Raw genomic sequence first — 17,220 nt, 5'->3', positions numbered from 1 at the left:
ATAAATCTTAACCCAAACTGTTCTCGTACCGCGGTCCCCCATCACGTTCGGTCAGATAATTGTGATATAACTCCTTAGCAAGATTTAAGAAGAGCAGATACTATCGATGGAGGGGATTCCAATGAATCAAGGACATATGGTTATTTCAAGGCCGCGATTTCAGTTTACCAAAACTTTGGATCACTACTACTCCTTTAAAAACGATCCCTTGGGATTTACCTCGGATATCTATCAGAAGTGGGGCGAGTTTTTTCGGTTCAAGATATTTCACAAGAGTTATGTTGTCACATCATCGCCTGAAATAGTCGATCAAGTCCTTGTGTCTAAGGACGCATGTTACAAACGTTATAATCGCAATCTAAAGCCATTGATTGGCAACGCAATGCTAGCTGCCGATGATGACGATTGGAAAAAAAAGAGGCGCTTGTCACAACCATTTTTTCACCCTAAAGAGATCTCTAAAACCCGAGAACTCATGGCTGAACAGATAGACCGGGCAGTGCTGGAGTGGGCCAAGGACCATGATGGCCATCGCTGGTCGGTTGCAAAACTCATGCAGAGGCTGACCTTGGCGGTTGTTTCTAAAGTCTTTCTCAAACAAGATGTTTGGACATTGAGTCCCCGGGTATTAGAAGCCTTAGATAATCTATTTGAGTTGGTTAAAGCCCGTGTAACCAACCCTTTGGCAACTCCACTTTGGGTTCCCACTCCAAGCAACGTAGCATTCAAAAGAGAGATGGGACTCCTCTATGGAGTGATCGACGGAATGGTAGAGGACAAGCCGGGAAGTGATGATGAATCGATTCTTATTGATCGCTTGATTCATGCCGTTGATGAAGAGAGTGGTTATCGATTGTCCTCTCAAGATGTTCGCGACGAAGTGATACAATACTTCCTTGCCGGTCATGAAACCACTGCAAACCTACTAGCCTTTACCCTTGATTTCTTAGCTCAATCTCCCGAGGTTCAGCAAAACTTGAGAGAGGAGCTTCTCAGTCTTGAGGATGACTTTCCGACTATGAAAGACTTACCCCGCTTGAAGCTTCTGTCGTGGACTATCCAAGAGGCTTTAAGGCTTAGGCCCAGCGCTTGGTTTCTGACTCGCATGGCGACCTCGGACCATCAATTACTCTGCGGAACTAAAAGCTATCCCATCTATCAAAACGATCTTGTGATCATGTCGGTGTGGAACATTCACCATCGGCCTGACTTGTGGCCAGAGCCCGATCAATTCAAGCCAGAGAGAATGGCTCATGCTAAAGACTTCGCAAAGCATGCTTACATGCCGTTTGGGGCTGGTAAAACAAGTTGTATTGGCAATAACTTCGCTATCTATGAGGCATCTCTTATCCTGAGCAAACTTCTGCGAAACTTTAAGTTTGAGGCGATCCATTCGGGCCCTGTGCCCTATGAAGGGGGAATCACCCTTCGGCCTAAAGGCGATGTTCAATTGAAAGTCAGCCAGTTAAGCTAGGCTCAGATCATCTAGTCACCGACGGCATTGGCCGCTGTTTGTTGCAATGTGCAGGAAGGCATGACTATTCCTCGAACTCCAAAGCTGGGTTTGATAAGCTATAGGTCGTAATAATCTCTTCGCGGAGCTGCGGCGCAATGTCTTCCATCATTGAAATAGAAAATTTATCAAAGTCCTATCAAAATGGCTTCCAAGCCCTTAAAAAGGTGAATCTTAATATTAAGCAGGGTGAAATCTTTGCTCTTCTTGGGCCTAATGGCGCAGGTAAAACCACGTTAATCAGTATCATCTGTGGCATTGTCAATGCCACAGACGGTACCGTTCGGGTCGGCGGTCATCATATCGCCGAGCGATACAAAGAAGCTCGCAGACTGATTGGCCTGGTTCCTCAGGAGTTGACTGCTGATGCCTTTGAAACCGTTTGGAACACCGTTCGATTTTCCCGCGGCTTATTTGGCAAGAAGAAAGACGATAACTTGATTACCCAAATCCTTAAAGATCTGTCACTTTGGGATAAACGTGACTCAAAATTAATGATGCTATCTGGGGGGATGAAGCGGCGGGTCATGATTGCCAAGGCCTTGTCTCATGAGCCTAGGGTGCTTTTTCTGGACGAGCCTACGGCCGGGGTCGACGTGGAGCTACGGAAATCCATGTGGGAGCTGGTTAGGAAGCTGCGTGAGCAAGGTGTAACTATAATTCTAACCACTCATTACATCGAAGAAGCCGAGGAAATGGCCGATCGCATCGGTGTGATTCGTGAAGGTGAGCTTATACTGACAGAGGAAAAACATGCCCTGATGAGCAAGCTTGGAGCAAAACAGTTGACCTTCTCACTGGTTAAACCTTTATCTGAAATTCCCTCATCTCTTTCAACTTACGACCTAAGCCATGGAAGCGATGATCAAAGCCTGGTTTTTTCTTACGATCAGAGCTTAGATGACAATAAGATTCCCGAGCTACTTACGGACCTACAGAATGAGGGGATTCGCTTCAAAGACTTGAACACGAAACAGAGTTCCCTAGAAGAGATTTTTGTAGGACTTGTACAAGATAGAAAACAGGCGGAGAAACGGATATGAACTTTCAATCCATCGGTGCTATCTATAAATTTGAAATGGCAAGGACCTGGCGAACCATCGGCCAGAGTATTGCGTCCCCTGTAATATCAACAGCCCTCTACTTCATCGTGTTTGGCTCAGCCATTGGCTCGCGGATTGATAGCATTGAAGGCGTGAGTTATGGCTCGTTCATTGTTCCCGGTCTGATTATGCTCTCTGTCTTAACCCAAAGTATCTCGAATGCTTCATTTGGAATCTACTTTCCCCGTTTCAGCGGCACGATTTACGAGATTCTTTCAGCACCGGTTTCCTATGTGGATATAGTGATAGGCTATGTTGGAGCGGCTGCCAGCAAATCGATTATTCTTGGGCTTATCATTCTAGCGACTGCTGGTTTCTTTGTGCCCCTAGAGGTGAAGCACCCCTTCGTCATGTTGCTTTTTCTATTTCTAACAGCTTTCACTTTCAGTTTGTTTGGCTTTATTATTGGTATCTGGGCCGATGGGTTCGAAAAGTTGCAGATTATTCCTCTTCTGATCATCACGCCCTTAGCGTTCCTAGGAGGAAGCTTTTACTCGATCAATATGTTGCCGCCCTTGTGGCAGAAGCTATCCATGTTGAATCCAGTGGTCTATCTGATCAGTGGTTTTCGCTGGAGTTTCTATGAGAAAGCCGATGTTTCGCTGGAAGTGTCGCTCGGGATGGTGGCTGCGATTCTCACTGTATGTATCTTATTCGTGTCTTGGATTTTCAAGACGGGGTATCGCCTTAAGTCCTAGGGGCTGTTGGCGTTTCGAAGACAGGTAGCTGGCTAGGCTCGAAGTTTTGGTTTCATGACCTACAAGTAGAGCCATCAGCAAATACCCAGAGACAATGACCAAGCCTCCCCATAGCATATAGCTTTCGCTGCAACGATCATTTCCCATGACTGGTTGCTTCATTTGTCGAAACCCTCGCACGTTCGCTGTTTATTTCCCCTCCTTATCGTTAATATATGGCAATTCTTTGATCCATGAATGTTAAAGCACTGATATAGAAAGGCTTAAGAGATCACATAAATTCATCGCTGCCCATGAGGGTGAGTGAGTAAGACTCAATATCAGCTACTTAGCTTGGGTTAGCTGGGCCGGCGCATGGAAATAAACAGCTAAAAATACTAAAGTTTTCGAGCTTTATGCCGATAAGAGCGAATTGCTGCACGACGACGAAGGATTGACACCATGACCAAGGCCATTCAACTCGCTATTTTAAGTTTTTTTTGGGGAGCATGCACGAGCCAAGCTCCACAGTACCGCCAGCCAGTTAATAATCAAGACGTGAGTCAGGATACTCAGGGATCGGCAACCCCTGTTCCAGATGAAGAGGTCGAAGAGACCTTACCTGAGGATGAGGTGGATCAGGTTTTAGGGGAACAGATCGAACAAGGTAATCTGATGGTTCAGTGGATTCATGGCTCTGCGGACTGCAACGCCGATGCTAATCCAGCAATTCAAGTTCACCAGTATAGTAAGACGGTCTATATTCTGAGGCAAAATAAGTGTACTAACTTTGAGGCACCGTTCATCTACTTAATTTTGGGAGAGAGTAAAGCTCTTTTGCTCGATTCAGGGGCCACTGCCAACGCTCAGACATTTCCTATTCAGACAATGGTTTCAAATATCATGAACCAACACTATGGCCCCCAAATCGGCAATGTGGAACTTATTGTCGCTCATAGTCACGCCCACGGCGATCACACCGCTGGGGATGGTCAGTTTCAGGGCCAGGATAGAACAACAGTTGTGGGAGTTTCCCAGGCAGCTGTGGCAGAGTTCTTCGGTATCGCGGATTGGCCTAATCAGATTGTCACCTACGACCTCGGCAATCGTCCGCTGTCGATCGTTGCAATTCCAGGTCATGAAGATGCCCATATAGCAGTCTATGATCCAAAAACGGCATTAGTTTTAACGGGGGATTCCCTCTACCCAGGACGGTTGTATATCAATCAATGGGAAACTTATCGGACTAGCATCACAAGGATGACAAATTTCTTTGCTGACAAAGAGGTTCGCTACGTTCTTGGTGCTCATATTGAAATGTCCAATACTCCGGGGCAGGATTATCCGATTCGAACAACGTTTCAACCGGATGAACATCCATTGCAGCTTTCGATTGATACCGTTAAGGAGTTGAATACCGAGCTGCAGGGGATTGGTCCAAACCCTATGAGAAAGGTGAATGATAGTTTTATCATCACCCCTCTTTAGCAGGCCCTAAGATATTGTTGCGATGAACTGCTCCGCCTCACGGGTGGAGTTGTCAATATCGCGGCTCAGGGACTTGATCTCTTTTTCGATTTGTTTAAATTCGGTACGGAAAGTTCCAAGGGCCTTGGCGTTGAGGCTGTGCTTTAAAAACATAACCTGATCCTTAAATTTACTGAGGACAGGGTCCAGGTTTTTTTCTACCGTTCGCATAGAGGTTAGCATCGTTGCGAACTTACTTTTAGTTTGCCGCAACTTACTGAGGCTATCATTGCGGTAGCGTTGATTTGAAAACTCCTGCGCCTCTTGATTCCATTCATTAAACAGATCTTCGGCGATGGATTCGACCTTATCGATTCGCTCGCTTAGATTCTCTGCCTTGGCCTTAGCAGCTTCATAATCACTCGATAAACGGTCGTAGGTGTCTTCGAGAGCGCCGGCTTCGAACTTGTATTCAGTGCGAATCCTAGTCAAAGTGTCTTTGAATTGTTCGTTCACATCTTCCTGATCATCCTTGGCATTTTCGATATTGTCTTTAAGTAAATCGCGCTTTTCCTTGCCGAAAGTTTCCCAGAAGTTGTAGTAGACAGTTGAACAAGATGACGTAAAACTGAAAACAATGGCAAGTAGTGTGAGTCGATACAACATAGATAAACCTCCAGTTCCGTAGTTACGATCCTGGAGCTTAGCTGAGCTGGAGCTGTAAAACCACGGAATTTTCAGTTTTGCAAGTCGCGGGACTTCTAGGAAGCCAAAGGGCGTTTGGTAAAAAAGCAGTTGAGTCAGGATACAAACATCCTGTTTACGCAAGCAAATTGCTGAAAATCACTGACTCAACCACCTCATTGGAAATGGGTCTTTACCAGTTTTTAGCGGATACTTTCGCTCTTTCAGGCACATTGCTGGCCAAGACCTCAACTCCAACGGCTAGAAAATCTTCAAAGCTGTAATCTCGGCCACGATCCGCTGTATTAAATGTGCCGGCGATAGGGCTGATATCGTAACCTTGGAGACTTGCCACCAAGTCTTGATCTGGAAATCCTACACCAACCCATACGGTGGGCATAGCTGCCCGTAAAGTAGGAGGCAGGCTTATGAGTTCACTTTCAGAGCTCAGGGAGCCAGAAATAACAAGGTCCGCTCCCAACTTATGAACATCCAAGGCTTGCTTTGTGCCATAAGTGATGATGGTTACCGTACCCCGGGCTTTGATGGTTTGAACTAGCGTGACAACCTCTTCGTAGAGATCACCTTTGATATCCAGGGTCAAAATCGCCTTGCCCTTGGTCCAATCAATCGCTGTTTCTAAACTTGGGATGGTCTCCTTGGTGATAGTGTTATCCCAACTGCGTAAGTAGCAGCTCGATAGATCCGCAAATCGATAGAGCGAAACCTGCCCCTTGCATGTGGTGGTTCGGCTCAAATCGCTATCATGCAACAATACCAGTACATTGTCGCGAGTTTTTCTAACATCAACTTCGATGATACGGACTCCTTGAGCAACTGTAGCTTTTAAGGCTAAAAGGGAGTTTTCTGGAATATCGTCGCGAAGGCCACCGCGGTGAGCTGATACGAACGGGCCCTGTTGAGAGCTTGGCCTGAGGTACTTGCCTAGTGCGTATGGGTCGTCTTCAGGGGGTAGACTAGAGCCCTGGGGCTGAGCCTGAAGAACACCGAAAATCTGGAGCGTTGCAATCAATGAAAGACTCAAATGGCGAATCGTCACGAACCTCATGATAACCTCGTGATAGGGATTAAACGATATAGTCATATTATAGCGATCACAAACAGTGATCGTTTCAACAAAGTTTTTAAGCCGCAAGCCGGTTCATGGCGAACTTCAGCAGTGGATTTAGTCTTGGGCGATTTCAAGAATTCTAGCAGTTATTCACAGTAGACTCTCATAAAATTATGTGAAATCTTTCCGCGGAGCTTTTGGCTGACATTTACAAAATGTACTTCATAAAAAGTGTTTTGCTAGAATGCAAGGAGGGCTTCAGAAGAACTAAAAAAGCCAGTCCAAAGACAGGCTCTTTTAGTTCGGTGCAAGGAAATAAGTCTTGTGTTTAGTTTTCATTTAAGGCTGTAGCAATGGCTTCCACTTCGTCATCGCTCAAAGATATACCTGACATTTGCGGTACATTGCTAATGGCTAGTTTGATAGCTTCTGAGCTTCGACCTTTCTTTGTAGAATCCGCAAGAATTCCGTGGCAAGCAGAACAGCGTTGAGCGTAAAGTTCTTGGCCTAGCTTAAGCGTCGCGTCTTCATCCCCACCAAGACCTGCTCCAGGATTGGCTGGAGTTTCTGGAGTAGCGGGGGTATCATCTGAACCCCCTGAATCACCGCCACAGGCTGTAAATAGAACAAGGCTTGAGATCATCAATAACCGTTTCATCGTCTTCTCCTTTTTATTAAATGGAAGCTAAGTCTGAAGCCGGGTCTAAGGACTTCAGCCTCTAGTTGACTAGCAAAACCTTGAGTCAATGCCTAGCGTCCTTGCACACGACTAGGTAATTAAACTATGGCTAGTGTTTATGGAAGGAGGAAGCGCAACTAGCTAGCTAAGTTATTTCAGTTAGATATCAAAATAGGTGAGTAATTTAGGGGCGACCAAACCGTAGGCTTGGTGCGACAAAAAGATAATTTAGAATATCTAAACGATTACCACCCACCTACAGCTTGCCAGCCTTGGGAAATCTCACGATCAGTAATTCCACAGCCACCGTCGTTACCACTGCTCTGGTTGCGAGGTACTTTAATATCTTGAACGGATGGTAGCTCTTGTCTAACAGCATTGATGTTGGTCCACGAGTCATCCCAGAATATTACCCGAGCCTGATCAGCAGGATCGTATGGATTCAAACCGTAGTGTCTCATAATTCGGCGGATGCCTTCAGGCTTGGATATTCCTGGGTTCATGTGATAAGGGCAGGTCGGGCAATTCCAGTTTCCCCAGTTATCCACTTGGGGGTAAGCCCCAGAATAAGTCCACTCAGGAAATTGTGATTCATAGACCATAGGAAGGACCTTGTCTTCCCAGCTAGCTCCCAGTGGCGAGTGGCTTGCGATTCCAATATGAGCGTTATTATAGACACATTTTGCGACGGCTTGTCTCGCGCTGAGACCTAGGCATTGATCGTACCAGTTATAGGTAGGGTTCTTGTTATAACGACAGTTGAATTCAGAGCGGCCCTGGGTAGCACCACATTTGTTGCTAGAAAGGGTCAAATCGTAGTCAAAAATACAAAGTATCTTATTGCTGCGTGTGCTTTGTAGATCTGACTGGCTTTGTCTCTCAGCCTCAAGGCCACAGCTAGAAATGATCGCCGAAATGATAATTGTTGCCATTAGTAACATGTTTCCCATAAACACACTCCATTAATTTGTTTTACTTCAAATAATCACCTTTAGGGAAAAGCTAATTAAAGCTACCGTAAAACTTACATCAGATCTGAAAGGTGAAATTTTATCACTCGCTATTCAATTCAGTTTTGGTCTCCTGGATAAACCGTTCAGTCAGACAAGCTGCGAGTGTTCCAGACGTCAACAGCCCCTAAGAGAGAATTCGATTTAAATGATTTCAATGGTTCATCCTTAAGCTACCGTAAAGCCACAGAAATAGTACCCCTCCCTTAGTTCCAATAGGTGATCGACCGATAAGGGAAAGACGAAGGATGTGAGGTGTTATGAAAGTAAGAATGTTATTACTAGCCCTATGGGCTAGTGTTATTGCCTGTAAGAAAAGTGATGGTGATGCTGAAGATGAAAGTCATAGTGAAGTTGCAAGCGTTGAAACTACCAATGTAAATCCTGAAGAAGGGACGGAGGATCTATCGTCTCAGGCCGAGGAAGCGCCACCCTCATCGAGCATTAAAGCCGTTGAGCCAGGCTCAAGTGTTGCCGTCGCTGTCAGCTACACGAGCCCATCAAACTTTCTTCCTCCTACGGCGGGAAGCTACGGTTTAGGTGCGCGCCTTGTGTTCCAATTTATTTTCAACGAGCCTATTACGGTTTCCGGTACACCAATGCTTTCGGTGCAGGTGGGGACGAAGCAAGGACAGGCTATCTTAGATAGCCACGGTGAGAAGTCACTTGAGTTTATCTATACAACTGAGCTAGGCGACATGGATAGCGATGGACTGGAGCTTCGCGGCTTGGATTACTCCAATGGCGAGATCCATTCTCTTGAAGACAGCCTCGTCGATCCAGAGTTAGATGGTCTCACATCCCAACTAGCAGGTGTTTTGGTTGATACGAGTCAAGCAGCTCCAAGTCAAGTTACTGGGTTAACGGTTGCCCCTGCTTTAGTCGAAAGTTCGATTTCCGTCACCTGGACGGTTCCAAGTGGCAATGGTAGCACCATTAAAAGCTATCTAGTCCAATATCGAAGAAGTGGAAGTTCGGTCTGGTCGGCAACATCAACAAACCACAATAGTTTTACTCTCGAATCTCTGGAAGCAGGGGTTAGCTATGACATTCGCGTGGCCGCTAACAACGATCGACTGGGGCAGTTCTCGGCAGTTGCATCAGCTCAAACATTTCATATTCTCAGTTTAAACCCCATTGCTTGGCTGGATGCTACCGATCCCTTTGGAGATGGCTTGCCACCAAATCATGGTGACTTGCTCGCATCTTGGCATGATAAGACTGGCAAGGCTGGAGCTGCAGAGGAGGTCGAGCTGGATCGGCAACCAGAATATCAGACCGACGTCCAGAACGGTTTACCAGCAGTGCGCTTCGACAATAAGGATCGCGGTCTTGAAGGAACCTTTACCCGAACTGAAGGTAGCGATCTGACGATTGCAATTGTCGGTCAGTTTGATGACGGTGTTAGTGATCGCTGTCTGTTTGAATTCCGTAATGGTAGTGGAAATGCCAGGGCATTTTTTATCGACAGGCGCTATGCTGCCAATACCTTCTACGATCCCACGCTTACCAAGGGTTCATTTAAACTTTGGTTGATCGAAAACAAGGGGGCTCAGGCTAAGGTTCGCGAGGACGAAACGATCCTGTACGATGGTGCGCTCTACTTTAATACAGATTTTATCGGCGAAGGACAGTATGTGCTTGGCGATGATACCACTGGCAGTAATCGGCTAGTTGGCTATATTGGCGAGATCTTAATCTTCGACAAAGAACTTTCAAGCAGCGAACTAGACACCCTTCGCGCTTATCTTAAAAGTAAATGGGGACTTTAGATTTTAGGCTCTCATGCAGCTTATCAAGGGCCGATCCTAGATTGGGTCTGCCCCCTCACTTCCGCTATGAACATTTGGTCAAAGCCATCATGTCTCTAACCCAAACTGAAGCAAATTGAGGCTCGTCAAATTTTTCCTAGAGCTTTCCATGTAGATATAGAAGACTAGGGGCGTCGATCCCAATCTTTCACAAGGAGTCGCTCTTGCTGTGCTCGATCCGATGGCTCATCCTTCTAAGCATTCCTTCGATGACAATGGCCCAAAACCAAGACTCATTGACACGATTTCTCGAAGACGTAGCGAAAAAATCCCATGGTATCAAACTTTCGGAAGCCCAAAGGCAGCAGAGGATAGCTGCCAATGAAAGCTTGAGGTCCCCCCTGGAAGGTAGCGGTGACGTAGGAGTGCTGTATCAGACTGCTAGACCGACTCCTGGAGCAAATTTCTCACTTGATTCTAGCCAGAGCACGAGCCTTTCGAGTCGCTACAGCAAGCTTTGGTCAAATGGCTGGCGTACCGGCTTGTCCTACACCCTCACCCAAAGCCATGTGGACGCAGGGACTCGGGGCAGCATCCATAGCTACGTGCCTGATCTGGCGCTGACCGCATCCACGAGCATTTTTCAAGATCTGATGGCGGATCGTTATAGATACTTGGAGAAAAAGTTGAAACAAACTAGGGATGTCATCGACGTAGAATCACGGCTTGCCAAGAAGCAGCAATTGGTTCAAGCCTTGCTTTTGCTAGCGTCGATTCTAGAGATCGAGGATGAGATGATCTTACAACAGAGAATCTGTCGGGAAGTCAGCAGGCAGACGCGGCTCCTCAAAATGAAAGATCAACGAGGTACAGTGAATCGACGAGATTATCTCTTAAGCCAAAAAGAACTGATAGGCTGTAAAAGTCTTATCAAAAGCCTAGAGAAGAATTCTTTTAGCTTAAAAGAAGAGCTGTTCCAAAAGCATGCTGTGCGGTTTGAAGGCCGTAATGAGTTTGATATCAACCGCTTTTACAATGATATCAAGGCAGTCTACAAGGTCTACGACGGCCGAGATCGTCAGGTTAAGATCGAAGAGCAGGAGAGTTTACAAGCTCTGTACAAGCGGAAACGGTTGGGAGAGATCGAACTGGCTGAGTTAGAAGCTCAGAATCGTCCCGATCTTACCTTTTCAATTGGAGTTGGAGTTCAGGGTTACAACGAAGAGTTTGGTGCCAGTCATGAATCCTTTGCCAAAGGCGATCACCCATACGCTGAAGCAGGCTTAACTTATACGTTTCCAGTAGAAAAGCTAGCCAATCGCTCCCAGCTCATCGCAAAACGTTATAGCCAAGAAGCGTTGGATCACGAGATTGAAATAGAGAAGGCAAGCCGTGCTGGTCGCCTCAGAGTGTTGTCGCAAACCTTAGATCGGGACTTTTCTATCTTCGAAGATCGTAAGAAGAGTGTGAACCTTTCAAAGCAGATTCTGAAGGATGCTGAAAAAGACTTTCAGATCGGTCGCCTGGATTTTAATACTCTCACCGAGTTTCAAAAAGGTCTCTTAGAAAGCCAACGGGGGCTTGCTGATATTCGTAGCCAGATTGTGGTTAATACCATTGAGTTTGTCGACTTCTTCCAATTCTTCGACCGCTTCTACTAGGAGATCCCATGAAGTTTTTTACTTGGCTGCACAAGCAGAGCTTGTTCATTCATTACCTGACAATCATTATTGTCATCGTTGGAATCATGGCCCTCTTAGGAATCCAGCGGGAGGCGCGCCCCAATGTGAACTTCAATCGAGTGGCAGTATCAGTCGCCTATCCAGGGGCCTCTCCTAGCGACGTAGAAGAGCTTATCATCGATCCTATCGAGGAAAAAATTGCTGAAGTTGATGGGGTGAAAGAATATCGCTCAGTGTCCTTCTCAGGAGCAGGCGCGATCTCTGTGGAAATCGACGATACCTATCCAGATGTAGATGAGATCATCGATGAGATTCGACGTAAAGTCGGCGAGGTCAAAGGCTTGCCTGATGAGGTGGAAGACCCTTTCGTCACCGAAATTAAGGCAGTCAATATTCCAATCTTACGACTCGCCGTTTATGGTGATCTACCACCTCTTGAAATGAAATATGAGGTTGAGAGGCTCAAAGATTATTTGAGTCGCTTCCCTGGTGTGCAAAATGTTTCCTACACGGGGCTCACAGATCTTCAGCTGAAGATATTGGCAGATCCCCAACGTTTGGCCCAGTACGATATGACTCTTTTAGAAATGATCCAATCTTTGGCAAGTTGGTCCAGGCAGAAGCCAGGAGGGTTGTTTGAGAACGATCAAGAAGCTGCCAACATAACGATTGGCGAGGATTACAATACCATTGAAAAGCTGAGAACTTTCGTACTCCGAGCCAACGACTCGAATCTGGGTGTCTCACTTGCAGAAGTGGCTGATGTCCGGTTTGATACCGAAACTTCGCAGCAGGTTAGTACATTTGAAGGGCAAAATGCAACTCTGATAACGATTGTTAAAAAGCCTAGTGCTGATATTGTAAACACCGTCGAGACCATTAAGAAAAGCCTTGTATCCTATGAGAAAAACCTACCGGCAAGCCTCAAGTACAAGCTCTACACCGACGAATCGGTACGGGTAAGAAGCCAGCTAAAGACAGTTGCTCAAAATGCTGGATTTGGAATGCTTCTGGTTCTAATCGTCCTCATTATCAACTTAGACTGGCGTTCAGCGATGGTGACCTCATTGGGAATACCGGTAGCGATCCTTGGAGGCATCGCCCTGCTCTATTTCCAAGGCGCGACCATGAACACGTTGGTATTGATTGGAATGATAGTGGTTTTAGGGATGCTCGTCGACGATGCGATCGTCGTCTGTGAGAATATCTATTCAAACCTAGAGCGAGGCTTATCTCCTACCCAGGCGGCGATCAAAGGAGTCTCCGAGATTGCGATTCCAGTAGTGGCTACTGTCTTGACCACGATTTTCGCGTTTTCACCGATTCTTCTTATGAAGGGTATTATGGGGCAGTTTATAAGCGTGATCCCACTTACGGTGATTTTAATGCTCATTGTATCTCTCTTCGAGGCTCTGATTATCCTACCAATTCATGCCCATGAGATCATGCGCCCGAAGAAGGCTAAAAAGTCCTTTTTCAAGGGTTTTGAATCAGTGTATCGTCGCTACCTCAATTGGAGTGTCAATCATCGTTGGCTTTCCATTCTAGCTTTGCTTTTAGTCTTTGTCGCCTCAGCGTTTCAAGGAAAAATTCTATTCTCGAAGTTTACGCTTTTTCCAGCTACTGGATTAACAGGTGTAAGTGTTCGGGTAGAAGTCGCTCGAAATACCCCCATCGATCAGACAGCGGGTATGGTGAATGTTCTGAGTCAAAGACTCGAAGCAATATCTGGAGGCGATTTTGAAAGTCTATATGCCAATGTTGGTCAGGTTACAACTGGAGGTGCCGGGGGAAGCCGACAAAATGGCTCTCACCTTGCTGCCATTAGCATAGTATTTACCAGCGATCCAGACTTCATCGATCGAGAGAAGGACGTTCTGGCGAAGATTCGCCAGGTATCTCGTGAATTTGGCCAAGAATTTCAAGCATCGACCACTGTGACAATCTCTCGTCCTGGTCCCCCCGTGGGTAAGCCCATCCAGTTTCAAATCACATCGAGAGATTTCTCGGAAGCTCGCCTGATCGCCGATGAGTTGAAGAAGGGGTTTCAAACTATTCAGGGTGTTCACAGTATAGAAACGGATGCTGATGGTGATACCAAGTCCTACCGAATTAAGATTGATAATAACCTGGCAGTTTCTGAGGGGGTTAATCCCAGCAATATCTCAAGAACGATATTTGCTGCTTCCACAGGTGTCGTAACCAGCGAAATTTTGCGGAACAATGATAAGGTGGAGATCCTTGTCGGGATAAAGGCCTCTGGTGAGGCTACGATCGCTGATATTCTAAAGCTACGGGTTAGAAACAAAGTTGGTCAGGCAGTTCCTATTGCTGTGTTCGCTAAAGCTGTTGTGGAGAAAGGGCCGTCTTCAATACAACGACTTGATGGGGTGAAAACGCTAACTTTATTTGGTGAGGTTGATGAAAAAGTTATTTCCGGTAAGGAAGCAAACGATAAAATTCAGCCAAAACTTTCCCAGATCCGCGATCGCTTTCCAAACGCTAACATTGCCACTGGTGGCGGAGAGAAGGAACGGGTTGATGCCTTGAAAGACACCTTTCGCCTTTACGGTCTTGCGATTATCCTAATCTTTATGGTGATTAGTCTGTCGTTTCAGTCCGTGATCTATCCCTTCTTGGTTTTAATTGCAATTCCATTTGGATTGGTGGGTGTGGTGTGGTCTCTTTCATTACATGATACACCTTTGTCTCTTATGGGCATGGTTGGAGTCGTGGGGCTATCCGGTGTCGTTGTGAATGTAAGCATCATCCTACTAAGTTTTATTCAGCAAGAGTTAAGAGATGGTATGGATCTTAAGGAAGCTGTGATCAATGCCGGTGTAAGGCGTTTGCGACCCATTGTGATCACGACTCTGACGACGCTCATCGGGCTATTGCCAAGTATCTATGGTGTAGGAGGCGTCGATCCATTCGTTCAGCCACTTTCTCTTGTTCTTGGTTGGGGGCTAGCTTTTGCGACAGCACTATCAGTGCTATTTTTACCAAGTTTGATTTCATTTTTTACCATCATTGCACGGAAGGTTAAGGAGAGGTAGGTCGTGCTCCAGCATTATCTCGCCGAAAACAAAAACTGAAGCTTGCAATGCAGGCTTTGTCTAAGCTTTTGCCTGGAATGTGTTCATCTAATTCTTACTATTGTGGACTGTTGGCGTTTGGAGTATAAATAGTTGATATAAAAGGATAAATATAGCCCGATTTTGCTGTTCCTTATTCCGAGCCTTACATTCATCCAGGCAGACCAGATGCCTATCGTCTAAACGTCAATAGTCTCTCGTATTAAAGAGCTGACTCCCTTGCCGTATATTGAATTGTTAAGAAAAATTGTATGGTAATGAATCCAGAAGAGAGAAATTCTAGAGGTAGGTCTAGAAGCTGACACTCTGGGATTCAGCATCAAAGAAATGACTGGCTAGCTAATACAAGTGGGTGGCCTAAGTCATGGCTTGAGATTTCATTTTCCCTTTAAATTACAGCTATCTCAGTTATGAGTGGTTCGAAGGGCGAAAAATGGTGGCCAAAGTTCAACTTCTCTTGTTACGCTGACGATAACGATTCAAATAGAGAAAAAGATTGGTAATGCAAGTGAGTTATCGTGGGTTACTTCCCCTAACCATGGCTGTGGTTAGGCACGAACATAAGCACGACTCATGTCTAGAGGAAACAAATCGTAGTTCCATCAATCAGACATGCGATGAAGAGGTGTTTATGAAGGAAGTTTTAGTTATAGATGATGATATTGATATCATGATTTTGATCTGCGATATTTTAAGTACCAATAATTTCGTTTGCCAGGGGCTTGATAGTCCTCAGCGGGCATTGGAACTAGGATTTGATGCTCTTTCGAAGTTTGATCTCATTTTTACTGACGTAAAGATGCCCGAAGTCGATGGTTTCGAATTTATTCATCACCTTCGCCAGATGGGAGTCGACGCCCCGGTGATTGCGGTAACTGGCCTGCATGATCGCGGCGATTCATTGTTAGACCGGGATGATGGTCGCTTGCGTCAAAAGCCTAATATGATTATTAGCAAGCCATTTCGATTCGAAGATGTGTTGGAGGCACAGCACTATCTTTGATTGCAGTTTTTCTTACTTTTTCCTTGCTGCTTTGAGGCTCCTAAGAGCCTCTGCTACAGCTGCATCATGATCTTCGTTAACTTGATTATCATCAATCAGCCAATCTTCAGCCGGTAGAAAACCAGTCTTTAATCCACGTTTAAAAGGACAAAAAGAGTAAGGGTACTCTTTACTTCCGGTAGTGAGAGGTTTATTGCCCCTCATGAACTTGCCCTGCGTGAGGCCGAAAGATGGCTTGCGACAAGCAACCCAAACAATCTGATCGCCAGCGATATAGTCTTCAATTTCCTTAGATGTTAAGGGTCGTAAAGCCACAGTCATTTCCACTTAATTTGCTATATGGCTATTTTACTGATTTTTCATCCTAACGCCACCTATTGAGACATGTCTGATTAGTTCCTTGACCATCTGCCCGCAGTTCCTTATCCAAGAGTGGCTAAATACAAAATTAAAGGAGAAGACAATGAAGTTCAGTAGAATCATAGCGGCCTGTCTAGGTCTGGGCTTGCCACTAGGTTTTGGATTGAAGGCCTTGATCGCCCAGGACGACGAACCAGCCTACAACGGCTCAGTTTTTAACGAAGTGCTTAGCCAGGCTCGGCAGGGAAAATACGATGATAGGCCTTACCGAAAAGTGACTAGTGCTAGCTTTTTTCGGTTTTTTGAGAATCAGCTGGCGAAGGACTCTGAGCGCACTCTTTCCGATCGCTCAGATATTCTCCCCCCATTTCGAAAGTTGCTTCACCCAAATGGGATTTGCCTCGTAGGAACCTGGAATATCGAAGGGGATAGCCCTTACTCGGGCTACTTTCGTGCTGGTCGTCAAGGCTTGGTCATTGCTCGTGCTTCGGCGGCTCTAACCGCTGTCAAGCAAGGGCAAAAGCGCTCTTTTGGAATGGCTGTAAAGATCTTTCCGAGTCAAGACCCTCAAGATCAAAGCATGCTCAAGACAGCTAACTTCTTCGTCATTGACGATCTCGGTGGAACTTATATCGATCATTTCCGAGATACACCTATGACCAACGACATCAGCAGTGTCAACTTTGGTGTGGATAACGCTGGTCAGCTATTGATCGCTGCGATCGTCACCCCAACATTGCAGGCCTCGGAGACGATCATGGGCAGCAGTCCTTCGGTGAGACAAGTATACCAGGTGGCTGAACTGGGAGAGGCTGATCCTAGTCAAGCGATCACTCCTAAATGGATTCGAATCCAAGGGGAAGCGGGAAGTCGGGAGGATTATAAGGATTTTCGCGATGAGTTGATCATGGCAAACAATGACGGCCGATTGCGCTTCGAGATCGCTGTCACTTCAGACGGAGAACTAGGCGAGGACAAGCCTTTTGAGGTCATCGGTTATATGGAATTTACAGAAAGCTTTGAGTCTGAAGGCTGTGATTCTCGTTTGCATTTCAACCACCCTAGCTGGCGTACTGATCTTACTCATTTCTGATTAGGACTTTTAAGGGAAATTAATCCAGCTA

14 protein-coding genes are annotated in these 17,220 nt (G+C 45.9%); 9 read left to right on the top strand and 5 right to left on the bottom strand.

Annotated features, from left to right (window positions below; all coding sequences use genetic code 11):
• The first annotated feature begins 121 nt into the window (after positions 1 to 121).
• The 4 genes from B9N89_RS17190 to B9N89_RS17175 all read left to right on the top strand — a co-directional run bounded on the left by B9N89_RS17190 (position 122) and on the right by B9N89_RS17175 (position 4,781).
• Positions 122 to 1,474: a cytochrome P450 gene (locus tag B9N89_RS17190; RefSeq protein WP_159455442.1), complete on the top strand. Its 1,353-nt coding sequence runs from the start codon at positions 122 to 124 to the stop codon at positions 1,472 to 1,474.
• A 137-nt stretch (positions 1,475 to 1,611) separates the two neighbouring features.
• Entirely contained in the window at positions 1,612 to 2,556 is a 945-nt protein-coding gene (locus tag B9N89_RS17185; RefSeq protein WP_132321107.1) for an ABC transporter ATP-binding protein, read from the top strand.
• The gene (locus B9N89_RS17180) at positions 2,553 to 3,314 is read left to right on the top strand and encodes an ABC transporter permease (protein WP_132321105.1); all 762 of its coding nucleotides are present in this window, start codon (positions 2,553 to 2,555) and stop codon (positions 3,312 to 3,314) included. The genes B9N89_RS17185 and B9N89_RS17180 overlap by 4 nt, the downstream gene beginning before the upstream one ends.
• Before the next feature lie 441 nt (positions 3,315 to 3,755).
• A complete protein-coding gene (locus B9N89_RS17175; protein ID WP_132321103.1) occupies positions 3,756 to 4,781 on the top strand; it encodes an MBL fold metallo-hydrolase in 1,026 nt (341 codons plus the stop codon).
• 6 nt (positions 4,782 to 4,787) lie between these two features.
• On the opposite strand, the gene B9N89_RS17170 is transcribed toward B9N89_RS17175, so the two are convergent.
• The 4 genes from B9N89_RS17170 to B9N89_RS17155 all read right to left on the bottom strand — a co-directional run bounded on the left by B9N89_RS17170 (position 4,788) and on the right by B9N89_RS17155 (position 8,145).
• Positions 4,788 to 5,426 (bottom strand): DUF2959 family protein, encoded by a 639-nt coding sequence (locus tag B9N89_RS17170; RefSeq protein ID WP_132321101.1) that lies wholly within the window; start codon positions 5,424 to 5,426, stop codon positions 4,788 to 4,790.
• A gap of 211 nt (positions 5,427 to 5,637) precedes the next feature.
• On the bottom strand, positions 5,638 to 6,513 hold the full coding sequence (locus B9N89_RS17165) for a glycerophosphodiester phosphodiesterase family protein (RefSeq protein WP_165931723.1): 876 nt from the start codon (positions 6,511 to 6,513) through the stop codon (positions 5,638 to 5,640).
• Between the two features lie 331 nt (positions 6,514 to 6,844).
• Positions 6,845 to 7,174, bottom strand: a complete 330-nt coding sequence (locus B9N89_RS17160; protein WP_132321097.1) for a c-type cytochrome — start codon at positions 7,172 to 7,174, stop codon at positions 6,845 to 6,847.
• Between the two features lie 266 nt (positions 7,175 to 7,440).
• Positions 7,441 to 8,145, bottom strand: coding sequence for a hypothetical protein (locus tag B9N89_RS17155; RefSeq protein ID WP_132321095.1), 705 nt, complete (start codon positions 8,143 to 8,145; stop codon positions 7,441 to 7,443).
• 320 nt (positions 8,146 to 8,465) lie between these two features.
• Here B9N89_RS17155 and B9N89_RS17150 point away from each other — a divergent pair, with 320 nt between their 5' ends.
• From B9N89_RS17150 to B9N89_RS17135, 4 genes are all read left to right on the top strand, one after another.
• Complete coding sequence (locus tag B9N89_RS17150) at positions 8,466 to 9,977, top strand: fibronectin type III domain-containing protein (protein WP_132321093.1); 1,512 nt, start codon at positions 8,466 to 8,468, stop codon at positions 9,975 to 9,977.
• 203 nt (positions 9,978 to 10,180) lie between these two features.
• Entirely contained in the window at positions 10,181 to 11,617 is a 1,437-nt protein-coding gene (locus B9N89_RS17145) for a TolC family protein (RefSeq protein ID WP_132321091.1), read from the top strand.
• A gap of 8 nt (positions 11,618 to 11,625) precedes the next feature.
• Positions 11,626 to 14,694 carry an efflux RND transporter permease subunit gene (locus tag B9N89_RS17140; protein ID WP_132321089.1) on the top strand — a complete coding sequence of 1,023 codons (3,069 nt, stop codon included), beginning with the start codon at positions 11,626 to 11,628 and terminating at the stop codon, positions 14,692 to 14,694.
• Positions 14,695 to 15,364: 670 nt separating this feature from the next.
• A complete protein-coding gene (locus B9N89_RS17135; protein ID WP_159455441.1) occupies positions 15,365 to 15,736 on the top strand; it encodes a response regulator in 372 nt (123 codons plus the stop codon).
• 12 nt (positions 15,737 to 15,748) lie between these two features.
• Here the strand turns inward: B9N89_RS17135 and B9N89_RS17130 are convergent, their stop codons facing one another.
• Positions 15,749 to 16,051, bottom strand: coding sequence for a hypothetical protein (locus tag B9N89_RS17130; RefSeq protein WP_132321085.1), 303 nt, complete (start codon positions 16,049 to 16,051; stop codon positions 15,749 to 15,751).
• A gap of 148 nt (positions 16,052 to 16,199) precedes the next feature.
• Here B9N89_RS17130 and B9N89_RS17125 point away from each other — a divergent pair, with 148 nt between their 5' ends.
• Positions 16,200 to 17,189, top strand: a complete 990-nt coding sequence (locus B9N89_RS17125; RefSeq protein ID WP_132321083.1) for a hypothetical protein — start codon at positions 16,200 to 16,202, stop codon at positions 17,187 to 17,189.
• Positions 17,190 to 17,220 lie beyond the last annotated feature (31 nt).

It is taken from the genome of Pseudobacteriovorax antillogorgiicola (assembly GCF_900177345.1).
Lineage (GTDB): Bacteria > Bdellovibrionota_B > Oligoflexia > Oligoflexales > Oligoflexaceae > Pseudobacteriovorax > Pseudobacteriovorax antillogorgiicola.
This window is presented reverse-complemented; position numbering and strand designations above follow the sequence as displayed.